11 protein-coding genes are annotated in these 13,081 nt (G+C 73.3%); 7 read left to right on the forward strand and 4 right to left on the reverse strand.

What is annotated here, in order from left to right:
* Positions 1-66 precede the first annotated feature (66 nt).
* The 3 genes from H9I49_RS17220 to H9I49_RS17230 all read left to right on the forward strand — a co-directional run bounded on the left by H9I49_RS17220 (position 67) and on the right by H9I49_RS17230 (position 3,271).
* Positions 67-963, forward strand: a complete 897-nt coding sequence (locus H9I49_RS17220) for a DegV family protein (protein ID WP_188031597.1) — start codon at positions 67-69, stop codon at positions 961-963.
* Positions 960-1,562: a glycerol-3-phosphate acyltransferase gene (locus tag H9I49_RS17225; RefSeq protein WP_188031598.1), complete on the forward strand. Its 603-nt coding sequence runs from the start codon at positions 960-962 to the stop codon at positions 1,560-1,562. The genes H9I49_RS17220 and H9I49_RS17225 overlap by 4 nt, the downstream gene beginning before the upstream one ends.
* A 164-nt stretch (positions 1,563-1,726) precedes the next feature.
* Complete coding sequence (locus tag H9I49_RS17230) at positions 1,727-3,271, forward strand: PQQ-binding-like beta-propeller repeat protein (RefSeq protein WP_255524039.1); 1,545 nt, start codon at positions 1,727-1,729, stop codon at positions 3,269-3,271.
* A 69-nt stretch (positions 3,272-3,340) separates the two neighbouring features.
* On the opposite strand, the gene purU is transcribed toward H9I49_RS17230, so the two are convergent.
* Positions 3,341-4,183: a formyltetrahydrofolate deformylase gene (gene purU, locus H9I49_RS17235; RefSeq protein ID WP_188031599.1), complete on the reverse strand. Its 843-nt coding sequence runs from the start codon at positions 4,181-4,183 to the stop codon at positions 3,341-3,343.
* A 155-nt stretch (positions 4,184-4,338) separates the two neighbouring features.
* On the opposite strand from purU, the gene H9I49_RS17240 reads away from it, so the two are divergent.
* The gene (locus H9I49_RS17240) at positions 4,339-5,319 is read left to right on the forward strand and encodes a helix-hairpin-helix domain-containing protein (RefSeq protein WP_188031600.1); all 981 of its coding nucleotides are present in this window, start codon (positions 4,339-4,341) and stop codon (positions 5,317-5,319) included.
* Between the two features lie 110 nt (positions 5,320-5,429).
* Positions 5,430-7,883, forward strand: coding sequence for a ComEC/Rec2 family competence protein (locus H9I49_RS17245; protein ID WP_188031601.1), 2,454 nt, complete (start codon positions 5,430-5,432; stop codon positions 7,881-7,883).
* A gap of 23 nt (positions 7,884-7,906) precedes the next feature.
* On the opposite strand, the gene H9I49_RS17250 is transcribed toward H9I49_RS17245, so the two are convergent.
* The 3 genes from H9I49_RS17250 to H9I49_RS17260 form a co-directional block, all read right to left on the reverse strand.
* Positions 7,907-8,362, reverse strand: a complete 456-nt coding sequence (locus tag H9I49_RS17250) for a cupin domain-containing protein (protein ID WP_188031602.1) — start codon at positions 8,360-8,362, stop codon at positions 7,907-7,909.
* Entirely contained in the window at positions 8,359-9,882 is a 1,524-nt protein-coding gene (locus H9I49_RS17255) for a gamma-glutamyltransferase (protein ID WP_188031603.1), read from the reverse strand. The genes H9I49_RS17250 and H9I49_RS17255 overlap by 4 nt, the downstream gene beginning before the upstream one ends.
* 140 nt (positions 9,883-10,022) lie before the next feature.
* A complete protein-coding gene (locus tag H9I49_RS17260; RefSeq protein WP_188031604.1) occupies positions 10,023-10,970 on the reverse strand; it encodes a LysR family transcriptional regulator in 948 nt (315 codons plus the stop codon).
* Positions 10,971-11,052: 82 nt separating this feature from the next.
* Between H9I49_RS17260 and H9I49_RS17265 the strand changes: the two genes are divergently transcribed.
* Both H9I49_RS17265 and H9I49_RS17270 read left to right on the forward strand, forming a co-directional pair.
* Positions 11,053-11,988, forward strand: coding sequence for a Sir2 family NAD-dependent protein deacetylase (locus tag H9I49_RS17265; RefSeq protein ID WP_370587624.1), 936 nt, complete (start codon positions 11,053-11,055; stop codon positions 11,986-11,988).
* Positions 11,972-13,060 carry a phosphotransferase gene (locus H9I49_RS17270; protein ID WP_188031605.1) on the forward strand — a complete coding sequence of 363 codons (1,089 nt, stop codon included), beginning with the start codon at positions 11,972-11,974 and terminating at the stop codon, positions 13,058-13,060. Before H9I49_RS17265 ends, H9I49_RS17270 begins: the two co-directional genes overlap by 17 nt.
* The last annotated feature ends 21 nt before the right edge of the window (positions 13,061-13,081 follow it).

Genomic DNA, 13,081 nt, shown 5'->3' on the forward strand with positions numbered 1-13,081 from the left:
GCCTATAGGTTGAGGGCACCCTCGGGGTCGACCTGCGGGGCGGTCGACCGGCGGAAGGAGCGCGACGTGACCACACGGATCGTCACCGACTCGACGGCCTACCTGCCGGCCGAGGTCGTCGAACGCCACGGCATCGAGGTGGTCCCGCTTCACGTCGTCGTGGGTGGGCACGACCACGTCGAGGGCCGCGACATCACGCCCGAGCAGGTCGCTGCCGCGTTGCGGGAGTACACGATCGTCTCGACGTCTCGGCCGACGCCGCAGGTCTTCGCCGAGGCGTACCAGCGCCTCGCCGACGACGGGGCGACCGCGATCGTCTCGATCCACCTGTCGTCGCAGATGTCCGGGACGGTCGAGGCGGCGAGGCTCGCCGCGGCGGAGGCGACCGTGCCGGTCGAGGTGGTCGACAGCGAGACCATCGGGATGGCGATGGGCTTCGCCGTCGTCACCGCCGCCGAGTCCGCGGCCGGGGGAGCCGAGGTCGGGGCGGTCCTCGACGCGGTGCGCGCGCGCCTCGAGCCGTCGGGGGTCCTCTTCTACGTCGACACCCTCGAGCACCTGCGCCGGGGCGGACGCATCGGCGCGGCATCGGCGATGCTCGGCTCCGCGCTCGCGATCAAGCCGATCCTCGCCGTGCGCGGGGGCCGCATCGTGCCCGTCGAGAAGGTCCGCACGTCGTCACGAGCGGTCGCGCGCATCATCGCCATGGTCGTCGAGCACGTGGAGAAGGGGGGCCACGTCGTCGACCTCGCCGTCCACCACCTCGACGCCGCCGATCGGGCGGAGCAGATCGCCGCCGAGCTGCGCACCGTCGTGCCCGGTTCGCCCACGGTCGTGGTCGTCGAGCTGGGTGCCGTCGTGGGGGCGCACGTGGGGCCGGGCACCGTCGCGATCGCGGTCTCACCGCGCCTGTGCGAGCTCCTGCCCGCCCCGTCGTCGCCAGAGCCGGGCGCTGGGTCGTGAGCATCGGCACCTGGCTCGCCTGGACGGGAGGGGTCGCCGTCGCCTTCCTCGTCGGCTCCCTGAACCCCGCGACGTCGATCGCGCGCGTCCTCGGCAAGGACCTCGCGTCGTCCGGCTCGGGCAACCCGGGCGCAACGAACGCCGGGCGGGTCCTCGGCCGCAAGTGGGGCGTGGTCGTCGGGGTCCTCGACGTCCTGAAGGGGCTCGTCCCGACCGTCGTGGCGGGGCAGGCCTTCGGTGCCCACGCGGCATACGCCGTCGGGGTCGCCGCCGTGCTCGGGCACATCTGGTCGCCGTTCCTGCGGGGCCGGGGCGGCAAGGGCGTCGCGACGACGCTCGGGGCGATCCTCGGCGTGCATCCCTGGGTCGCACTCGTCGTGGTCGCCGTCTTCGGCCTGGCGGTCGGGCTGACCCGCTGGGTCGCGGCCGGGTCGATCTTCGGCGCGCTCGCGATGGTCGTCGTCGCGGTGCTGATCTGGACCGGGCGCGCTCCCGGCGACGTGTGGACCGGCTTGTGGCTCATGGCGATCGCGCTGCTCGTCCTCGGCCGGCACAAGAACAACGTCGTCGGCTGGTGGCGCCAGCGGCGCCTGCCCTGACCGACCTGGGCGGGCTTGTCCGCTTCGCCCCCCGCGCAGCCGCAGACTCGGCCGGTGGGTATGCCGTGAACGCCTGACGTGCGTGCCCCGCCGGGTCTAGCGTCGAGTCGTCCAACAGGGGTCACTCGACGACCCTCGCGGGTCGTCACGCTCAGGGAGCTGCGATGACCAAGATGTCTCGTCATGCTCGGCTGCTGGTGGCTGCAGGGGTTGCGGGGACCCTGCTGGTCGGCGGCCAGGCGGTAGCCGCACCGGGGGGAAACGGATGGAACTCTGCCGGTGGTGACCGGCAGAACACGAGGTACGCCGCGAGCGAGATGAAGATCTCGCCCGCCACGGTCGGGGAACTGAGGACGAAGTGGGCGGTCACGACCGGGGGAGACGTCTCCGCGACTCCTGCCGTCGACGGCTCCCAGGTCTACTTCCCGGACTGGGCCGGGAACCTCTATGCCGTCAACCGGGTCACGGGGGCCGTGGTGTGGCAGCGGACGATCACGAGCTACACGGGGATCGCCGGCGACAAGGCTCGCGCGACGCCGGCCTTCTCGGACACGGCTCTCGTCATCGGCAACCAGGGCCCGTTCGGTGGAGGTGGCGCGGTCATGGCCATCGACAAGGCCACCGGCAACCTGCTCTGGAAGACGCAGGTGGAGAGCCACCCCGCGGCGATCATCACGCAGTCGGCAACGATCTTCAACGGCGTCGCCTACGTGGGCGTCGCATCGCAGGAGGAGGCACTCGCGACCGTTCCGGGCTACCCGTGCTGCAGTTTCCGGGGGAGCTTTGCGGCGCTCGACCTCGCGACCGGACGCATCCTGTGGAAGACCTACATGACGCCGAGCGAGGCCTTCCCCGGCAACGCGGTCTGGGGCAGCTCTCCCGCGATCGACGTCAAGCGCGGCTCGGTGTACGTCGCGACGGGCAACAACTACGACGCACCGGCTGAAGTCCTCGAGTGCGTCGCGGCGAACAGCACGCCCGCGGGCAAGCGGGCCTGCCTTCCCGCAACGGACTACTTCGACTCGATCGTCTCGCTGGACCTCCGCACCGGAGCCGTCAAGTGGGTGACTCAGGCGCTGCCGTTCGACGCGTGGACGGTCGACTGCATCCCGTTCTTCGGGGATGGATCCAACTGCCCGCAGCCAGCCGGTCCGGACTACGACTTCGGGCAGGCCCCTGGCCTCTTCAAGGCCGCGAACGGCCGCGAGCTCGTCGGGGCGGGCCAGAAGAGCGGCCAGTACTGGGCCCTCGATCCCAACACCGGCGCGGTGGTCTGGGTGACGCAGGCCGGGCCTGGTGGCACGGCCGGCGGCCTCCAGTGGGGTTCGGCCGTCGACGGCAAGCGGGTCTACACCGCAAACGCCAACAGCAACCTGGTCGAATGGAACGGTGCGACCAGCGGCGTGTGGTCGGGCCTCGACGCGGCCACCGGTCAGCGGGTCTGGGAGACCCGGCCACCGGACGGCGGCAGCACGTCGGGACCGGTGACGACAGCCAACGGTGTCGTCTTCGGGTGCTCGCTCGACGCGGAGGGGCACATGTACGCGCTGAACGCCGCCACGGGCCAGGTCCTGTGGAGCTTCGCGAGCGGTGGGTCGTGCCTTTCCGGAGCGGCGATCTCCAATGGCACGGTCTACTGGGGATCCGGCTACAGCAACTTCGGGTTCGGCACCCCGAACAACAAGCTGTACGCCTTCGGGCTGGGCTGAACCCGGCCACGCACGCACCGCCCCCGTGTGCTGTGAGCACGCCTCACGGCATGCGGGGGCGGCCGTGTGTCAGAAGACGATCGTGCGACGGCCGGCCAGGAAGACGCGCGAGTCGGCGTGGTCGCGCACGGCGCGCGACAGGACGCGGCGCTCCACGTCGCGGCCGAGGGCGACGAGCCGCTCGGGCGACTCCGCGTGCGTCACGCGGACGACGTCCTGCTCGATGATCGGGCCCTCGTCGAGGTCGGCCGTCACGTAGTGCGCGGAGGCGCCGATGAGCTTCACGCCCCGGTCGTGGGCCTGGTGGTAGGGCTTGGCGCCCTTGAAGCCCGGCAGGAAGGAGTGGTGGATGTTGATCGCGCGACCCTCGAGCGCCGTGCACAGCGAGTCGCTGAGGATCTGCATGTATCGGGCGAGGACGACGAGGCCCACGTCGTTGGTGTCGACCATGCGGAGCAGCTCCGCCTCCGCGTCGGCCTTGGTGTCCGACGTGACCGGGATGACGGTGAACGGCAGGCCGTAGTACTCGACCAGCGCGCGGCAGTCCTCGTGGTTGGAGACGACGCCGACGATGTCGATCGGCAGGTCGCCCGACTTCCAGCGGTACAGCAGGTCGAGGAGGCAGTGGTCGAACTTGCTGACGAGGATGATCGTGCGGCAGTGCTCGTCCTCGGGCCGCACGGCCAGGTGGTGGTGGGCGATGGCCGGGCTCTCGCGCACCGCGTCGAGCACCTGCTCCACCTCGGAGGCGTCCGCGTCGAAGACGGTGCGCATGAAGAAGAGGTTGGTGTCCTCATCGGAGTACTGCTGGTTCTCGACGATGTTCGCCTCGACGCCGAGCAGTGCCGACGACACGGCCGCGACGATGCCGGGTCGGTCGTCGCAGGTCAGGGTCATGATGTGCCGGGCCATTGGAGCAGTCTGGCCCAGCCGGGCGCGGGGGCGTGAATCGACGCGCGACACGTCTCGGGGTGTGGCCGTCCACACCCCTTCGGGCCCAGGGGCCGTTGTCCCCAGCGGGCGGGCGGCCGCCGCCGGCGGCCGGACGGGCTTCCTACCGTCGGGGTATGCCGTTCCGTCCCGCCCCGAGAGCACCAGACCTCGAGCGGGTGGCCCGGGTCCTCGGGGACGAGCAGGACGCTGGGTGGGTGCCGACTCCGCCCGCGGCGGGGCTGGTGACCGAACCGGGCCCGGGCCCGGTCGTGGCCGCCGTGCGCCGCCTCGCGCCACGCGCCGCGGACGACGACGAGGTGGCTCGGCTCGACGCCGACCTGCGACGAGCCCGACGACCGAGCCTGCTCACGGTGCCCGACGAGCTGCGCACCGGCCGCCGCGGCATCAGCAGCGCGGCGCTCGTGTCGCTGCTCGCGCTCGTGGTCGCCGTCGGGTGCGCCTTCGTCCTCCGGGTCCTGTGGGCCGAGCGGTCGGCGGTGCCGGACCTCGCGCCGGGACCGTCCCGCAGCGTGCAGGTCGAAGGCGAGAAGGCCTCGGCCGCAAAGGTGCCCAGCATGGGGGCGACGGGCGCACGTGGATCGCCGTCGGTGGCAGGCGCGTCGACGGTGGGGACCGAGGTGGTCGTCCACGTCGTCGGGCAGGTGGCGCGGGCGGGTCTCGTCCGGCTCCCACAGGGCGCCCGTGTGGCCGATGCGATCACGGCGGCCGGTGGCGTGAAGCCCGGGTCCGACCTTTCCGCCCTCAACCTTGCGAGGCTCCTCGTCGACGGCGAACAGGTCCGGGTGCCGAAGCGGGGTGAGGCGCCGGTCGTCGGGGGAGGGGCCGGCGCGGGCGGTGGCTCGGGCGGCGCAGGTGGCATGGGTGGTTCGAGGTCGACCACCGGCGGCGGTTCGGCCGCTGGAGGCATGGTGAGCCTCAACACGGCCGACGCCACGGCGCTGGACACGCTGCCCGGGGTCGGCCCGGTGCTCGCGCAGCGGATCATCGACTGGCGCGCCGAGCACGGCCGGTTCACGTCGGTCGACGAGCTCGGCGAGGTCAGCGGCATCGGCGACAAGCTGATGGCCCAGCTGCGACCCAAGGTCACGCTGTGAAGGTTCGGTCGCCCGGGATCGCTCGACCCCGCCGGGCGCCGAGGATGCGCGAGCAGGCCCCGCGGGGGCCGTCGCTCGTGGTCCTCACCGGCCGGCCCGCGGTTCGTCGCGTGCGCCCTCGCAGTGGTCGGCGGCTCGACCTGCGACTGCTGGTGCCGGTGGTCCCGGCCTGGCCCGTCGTGGCCTTCTGGGGACTCCTCGGCCCCGTGTGGCTCGTGGCCCTGGCCGGGGCCCTCAGCCTTGGTGGCGGAGTGCTCGCCGCGCTGGCGACGACCCGACCCGGCGCGCTGCGTGGCCGCCGTCGTGGTGCCCTGCGGGCGCTCGCTGCCGTGTGCGCGGTGCTGGCGCTCCTGCTGGGCGCCGCCGCTGGTCACCGGGCCGTCCGGTCCGCCGGACCGGTCGACTCCCTCGCGGGCGAGCGGGCCGTCGTCACGGTGCGCGCCACCGTGGCGGCGGAGCCGCGCCCGGTCGCGGCCGGTCGCATGGGCGGCCGCGTCGAGCACGGGGACACCGAGGGCGCGGGCATCGAGGACGGAGGCACCGAGGGCGGGGGCATCGAGGACGGGGGAGCGGCAGGCCCGGTCGTGAGTGTCGTCCGGCTCGACGTGGGCCAGGTCGTCGGCCGTGGCCAGAGCACGCGCGTGGCCGCGCCGGTCCTGGTCATCGGTCGGGGCCCGCAGTGGGCCGGCCTCCGGTGGCACGACGAGATCGAGGCCGTGGTGCGGCTCGGCCCGGCCGACCCGGGAGACGACGTCGTCGCCGTGGCCATCCCCAAGGAGTCGGTGCGCGTGCTGGCCGGGGCGGGCGGGGTGTTCGAGGCCGCCGACGTCGTGAGAGACCGCTTTCGGGCTGCCACCGCATCGGTGTGGCCGGACGCGCGCGGCCTCGTCCCGGCCCTCGTCGTCGGCGACACGTCACGCACGCCGTCCGACCTGACGGCAGCGATGCTCGCGACGGGGCTGAGCCACCTGAGCGCCGTGTCCGGCAGCAACGTCACGCTCGTGCTGGGTGGGGTGCTGTGGGCGTGCGGCCTGGTCGGAGTGCGTCGCCGTTGGCGGCCGCCGGTGGCGCTCCTGGGGCTCGCCGGCTTCGTCATCCTCGCGCGTCCCGAGCCGAGCGTCGTGCGGGCCGCGGTGATGGGCACGGTGGGCCTGCTCGCACTCTCCAGCTCGCGCCGCCGGGCAGGGGTGCCGGCGCTGGCGGGAGCGATCGTGGTCCTGCTGGTCTGGGACCCCTGGCTGGCCCGCTCGTACGGCTTCGCCCTGTCCAGCGTCGCCACCCTGGGGTTGCTCGTGCTGGCGCCACCGTGGGGGCGAGCCATCGCTCGGCGCCTGCCCAGGCTGTTGAAGCCGCTCGGTCCGGTGCTCGCGGTGCCCGTGGCCGCCCAGGCTGTCTGTGCCCCGATCGTCGTACCGCTCCAGGGCAGCGTGTCGCTCGTGGCCGTCCTCGCAAACCTGCTCGCGGCCCCGTTCGTCGGCCCGACGACCATGGTGGGGGTGGTCGTGGCCATCGTGTCGGTCGTCTGGGTCACCGGCGCCGCCTGGCTCGCGTGGGGGGCTGCGGTGCCGGCCCAGGCCATCGCGGCCGTCGCCCGGTGGAGCTCTGAGCTGCCCTTCGGCAGCCTCGGCTGGGGCGATACCGCCGGCGCTGCGGTGCTCCTGGCGGTGCTGACCGTCGCTGTCGTCGCCGTGCTGCCCTGGGCGTGGCACCGCACCCGACACCGGCCGACGGTCGCTGTGGCAGTGGTCGTCCTCACGACCGGGTTCGGCGCACCGACGGCACCGATCGCCTGGCCGCCACCCGGCTGGGCCCTCATCGCGTGCGACGTGGGGCAGGGGGACGGTCTCGTGGCCGACAACGGTGCCGGTCACGTCGTCGTCATCGACACGGGGCCCGAGCCGTGGCCGATGCGCGCGTGCCTCGACCGGATCGGGGCAACCGCAGTCGACCTCGTCGTGCTCACGCACTACCACGCCGACCACGTCGGTGGCCTGGCGGCGGTCCTCGAGCGGCCGGTCGCCCAGATCCGCGCGTCGCCGGTACTCGACCCCCCGGCCGAGGCCGCACGCGTGGCCCGGCTGGCAGCCGGCTCCCGAGTGCCTCTCGGCGAGCTGCGCTCCGGACAGAGGCTCGCGGTCGGGGCGCTGACGGCCGAGGTCTGGTGGCCGGCCCGGCGCATCGACGCCGGCTCCGTGCCGAACAACGGCTCCGTCGTGCTCACGATGCGCGTCCGGGGCGTCACGGTCCTGCTGGCGGGCGACATCGAGCGCGAGGCGGCGGCGCAGGTGCTGCACGAGTCGCAGCTCGACCCCGCGCGCTGGGGACGCATCGACGTGCTCAAGGTGGCCCACCACGGGTCGAGCAACCGTGACGACCGACTGCTCGACCGCGTGGACGGGCGACTGGCGGTGATCAGTGTCGGCGCCGACAACGACTACGGCCATCCCGCCCCCGCGACGATGAAGGCCTTGCAGGACAGGGGGTTCGAGGTTCACCGCACCGACCTGGAGGGTGACGTCGCGATCGTCTCGGACGGGGACGAGGTCAGAGCCGTGTCCGAATGAGGGCTGCCTGCTGCTTCGGGCCGTCAGGCGCGATCGGTGTCGCCGACCAGCTCGAAGTCGGCGAAGTCGAAGCCGGGGGACACGAGGCAGCTCACGAGGGCGTCGCCCCCGGACGGCTGGGTCCGCTGCCACACCCGGGCGGGCACGACGGCCTGGGCCACCTCTCCGCCGACGAGGTCGACCCCGACCACGACGGACTGCACCTGAGCGGGCGACGACGGCTGGGCACCGTCGCCCCCGAGCTCGAGCGCCACCGAGCCGGTGTGCGCGATCCAGACCTCGTCCGAGGCGACCCGGTGCCACGCGGACGAGTCGCCGGCGGGCAGCAGGAAGTGGATGAGGGTCGCGGTGGCACGCGTCCGCCCGTCCGGCAAGGTCACCGTCTCGGGGGAGACCCAGGTCTGGCGGTACCACCCGCCCTCGGGGTGCGGCTGCAGGTCGAGGAGGGCGGCGAGGGGCGGGCGCGCGGCCCCCGTCACGGAGACACCCCGACGGCGGCTTCACGGCGCGCGTCACCGGCTGCGACGAGGCCGTCGGGTCCGAGCTGGGCGGCCCCGACCCCGCCGAAGTACATGTGCGGCCCGGGGTAGCCGTACGCGTCGAGCCCGCCGGCCTCGGCAGCGGCCGCGATGTCGTCGGACGGCTCGTGGTCGACCCGCGGCGAGCCGTCGGGGAGGAACCGGACGTGCAGTCGCGGCGCGTCGATGGCCTGCTGGAGGTCGTCGCCGAGCAGCAGGCCGCGACCGAGCACCAGCATGAGGGCGGTCGTGATGCGGTCGGCACCGGGCGACCCCACAGCAAGAGCAGCGCCCGTCGCGCTCCGAGCGGTCGTCGGTGCCATGTTCGACGCAAGGCGCGTGCCGGGCGGCACGGCGTGCAGCCCCAGGCGGTTGAGCTCCGGTTCGCCCAGCGCGTTGTTGAGCAGGATGCCGGTTCCGGGGATCACCATGCCGGCGCCGTAACCGGCGGACATCGTGATGGCGCAAGCGGTTCCGTACTCGTCGACCGCCGACACGTGGGCCGTCGAGGCCGAGGTGGGCAGTCCGGCGAGGCCGTGGCGCTCGACGGCCTCGAGCAGGGCGTGGCCGTCGCCGTCGAGGTCGCGCGACCTGTCGTGCACCGATAGGCGGTAGGCGAGCACCCGACGCTGGATGTCGATGACCTCGGCCCACGTCCAGCTCTTGTGCCGCGCGAGCTCGCCGAGCATCGCCGCGAGCATCGGACCGCCGACCGACGGCGGAGGGTTGAGCGCGACGCTCCACGGGCCGACGGCGCGCACCGTCGGCGTGCGTACGACGGCCTCGTAGGCCGCAAGGTCTGCCTCCGTGATGAGCCCGCCGTTGGCGGCCATGTCCTCCGCGAGGACCCGTCCCACGGCCCCGGTCGTGAACAACGAGACACCTTGTGCGCCGAGGAGCTCGAGGATCTCGGCGAGGTCGGAGTTGACGCACGTCTCGCCGGGCTGCACCGCTCCGCCGTCGGCGCCGGTGACGAGGGCGCGGGCCTCGGGGTCGTCGCCGAACAGCGTGTCGCGGACGAGCCCGAGGTAGAGGGCGGCGGCGGCGCCTACACGGTAGCCCTCGCGGCAGGCGCGCGCTGAGGGCTCGACGAGCCGGCGCCAGGGGAGCACGGCGAAGCGGTCCCGTGCCAGCGAGAGTGCATGCACCGCACCGGAGTTCGCGACCGACCCATGGCCGGCGCCGATGGTGACCCCTCCTCCGTAGTCGGTGTGCACCTGACGGACACCTTTGCCGAACGCAGAGACGTCGAGGCCGCGTCCGGGCATCTCGACGTTGCCGTCGACGACGACGGGGTCGGAGCCGGCCGGCCACACGTTGACGAAGGCGCCGCCCATGAGGCTCACCACGCCGGGGTCGGTGCACATCGCGGCGAGCGCGGCGGCGATGGCGGCGTCGACCGCGTTACCGCCCTCGGCGCCCGCCTCGAGACCCGCCTCCAGCGCGGCCGAGCCGGTCGCCGCGACGGCGACCCGGGTCACGGTCGGACCGCCGTGCCGGTCACGGCGTCGGGGGAGGGAGGTCGGGGACCGCGCGCGTCATCACCCATGGGCACACCGTATGCCGCCAGGCCGACCAACGCTCGGGGCGCCCCGCCGCGTCCGCTCGCTGGCGACGGCGGTCAGGCCTTGGCGCCGACGAGCTCGGCCGCGGACGTGCGCGGGTCGGCGCCCGCGGCTTCGCACAGGGCGTCCAGCGCGGCGGCGACGGCGGGGACGCGTTGCAGGTCGGGCGTCGTCACGGCCAGGATCTGGCGCCGCGAGGCGGGGGAGAGGGGCAGCGTCGCCACCTCGTCGTGCTTGGCGGCGTTGAGGATGAGGTCCGGCACGAGCGCGACCCCGAGGCCGGCGGTCACGAGCCCGAGCTGTGCGACGTAGTCCTCGGTCTCGAACGCGACGTTGGGTCGGAAGCCTGCGTGGTCGGCGAGCGAGAGCAGGTGGCCGCGACAGCGCGGGCACCCGGCGATCCACTCATCGCCGGAGAAGTCGGCGAGCGAGGCCGCGGAGTCGCCGGCGTGGGGGTGGGCGCCCGGGACGACCAGGCGTACCTCGTCGTCCATGAGCCGACGGGTCACGAGGAGCGACAGGTCCTCCTCGAGCTCGCCGAGATCGGCGCCCTCGTAGGCGAAGGCGACCGCGACGTCGCAGTCTCCGTTGCGCAGGGCCGCGAGAGACTCGGGCGGTTCGGCCTCGGTGAAGGTGACGGTGATGTCGGGGTGCTTGGCCTTGAGGATCGCGAGCGTCTTGGGCACGAGCGTCGCGGAGGAGCTCGGGAAGGCCTGGAGGCGGACCCGGCCCGCCCGCAGGCCGGCGATCGCGGTGATCTCCTCCTCGGCGGCGTCGAGCGCCGCGAGCACGCCGACGGCGTGGCGTGCCAGGACCTGGCCGGCCTCGGTGAGCCGCACCTGGCGGCCGTAGCGCTCGACGAGGACCGTGCCCGTGCGCTGCTCCAGGCGGCGGACCATCTGGGAGATGGCCGGCTGGGTGAAGCCGAGGGCGTTGGCGGCGCTCGTAAAGCTTCCCTCGTCGGCAATGGCCTTCATGACCCGCAGGCCGGCAGCGTCGATCATGCATCCAGCATAACCTAAGATTATGGATTGCTGAAGGAGTCGACGTGTCAGGTATGGCCCGACGCCGTCGTAGGCTGGTCCGGTGCACCAGCCGACCGGAACAGCCGGAGCCACCAGCCGCCTGTCCACGTCACGCACGCTGCCGCTCGAGACGCACGACCTGGGCAGCTTCGACGACCTCGTCGACCTCGTCAGCGCCGGTGGCGTCGTCGTGCTGAGCGGTGCCGGCCTCTCGACCGAGTCGGGGATCCCCGACTACCGCGGTCCGGACGGCTTGCGCCGGGTCGAGCCGATGACGTACGGCGAGTTCGCCGGGTCGAGCGACGCGCGGCGGCGCTACTGGGCCCGCAGCTACATCGGCTGGCAGCGCTTCAACGCGGCGGCCCCCAACGTCGGTCATCGCGTGGTCACGGACCTGCAGCGGGCCGGCTACGTCGGGCCGATCATCACGCAGAACGTCGACGGCCTCCACCAGGCGTCCGGCGCGACCGATGTCGTCGAGCTCCACGGCTCCCTCGAGCAGGCAGTGTGCCTCACGTGCGGTGAAGTCACGTCGCGAATCGGCTTGCACGAGAGGATGACCGAGGCCAACCCCGGCTTCATGGAGCGCTTCTCCCGGGCCGCCGCCGCCGTCGGGTCCCAGTGGGGCGAGCAGGTACGCCCGGACGGCGACATCGTCCTCGCGGACGCGCTCGTCGAGTCCTTCCACGCACCTCGGTGCCTCGTCTGCGGCAACGACACCGTCAAGCCCGACGTCGTCTTCTTCGGCGAGTCCGTGCCGAAGGCCGTCGTCGCCCGGTGCTTCGGCATCGTCGAGGCCGCCGGAGCCCTGCTCGTCCTCGGGTCCTCGCTGTCGGTGATGAGTGGCTACCGCTTCGTGCGCCGCGCCCACCAGCACGGCGTGCCCGTCGCGATCGTCACGCGTTCGGCCACACGCGGCGACGCCGAGGCGACGCTGCGCCTGCACGCGCCACTCGGCCCGACCCTCGTGGGGCTACGCGGTGCCCTCGGTCACTGACGAGGCGGGCTCTGACGGGACCAGCGCCGACGAGCCGAGCCAGGAGCCGCCCTGGTATGCCACCCTCCCCGAGGACGGTCCCGGCCCGTCGGTGCGCTGGACCTCCGACGCGTTCGAGGCAGAGCTGCGTGACTGGGTGGTCGACGTGCTCGACGGCGTGGGCACCGAGCTGGTCGCGCTCGAGGCGGCGCACCAGCGGCCGTGGTCGACGGTGTGGCGAGCGTTTGCCGCTGACGGGTCGACGTACTGGGCCAAGCAGAACTGCCCGCACCAGGCCTTCGAGACCCGCCTGCTCGTCGTGCTCGACGCGATCGCGCCCGACCGTGTCGTGCCGGTCGTCGCCGCCGATCCCGAGCGTGGGCTGCACCTGGTGCCCGACCAGGGCCGGGTCTTCGCCGAGACCGTCGGGGGCGACGACCTCGACGCCTGGTGCCGGATCGCCACCGAGGCCATGCACCTGCAGCGCGACCTCGTCGGTCACGCGGCCGACCTCGTCGGGGCGGGAGTGTCTGTGATGCGCCCGGCGGAGGCGGCGGCCTACGTGCGAGCGCGGGTCGCCTCTCTGGAGGCGCTGCCCGAGGGTGACCCGCGGCGGATGGCGCCGGAGGTCGCGGACCGTCTTCGAAGGCGGTTGCCCGACGTGGCGGCGTGGGCCGCTGACCTCGACGAGCTGGCGCTTGCCGAGAACCTCGTGCACAACGACCTGCACGCCAACAACGTCTTCGCGACGCCGGCCGGCATGCGTTTCTTCGACTTCGGCGACTCCGTGCTCGCCCACCCGCTCTCGGCCCTCTTCATCCCCCTCAACGTGCTGCTCCACCGCCTGGAGACGACGCCGGACGACGCGCGGCTGCGGCGGGTCGCGGACGCCGGGATCGAGGTCTGGAGCGACGTCGTGCCGGTGGCGCAGCTGCGCGCCGCACTACCAGCGGCGCTGCACCTCGGGAGGCTGCTGCGCGCCGAGTCGTGGCTGCGCGTGACCGCCACCCTCACACCGCCGGAGCTCGCCGAGTACGGCGACGCCGGCACGTGGTGGCTCGGCGCACTCGGCGACGAGCCCCCACTGACGTGACTCGAGTCCTGGCGGCTGCGG

It is taken from the genome of Terrabacter sp. MAHUQ-38, from assembly GCF_014518425.1.
In the GTDB taxonomy this organism is placed as follows: Bacteria; Actinomycetota; Actinomycetes; order Actinomycetales; family Dermatophilaceae; genus Terrabacter.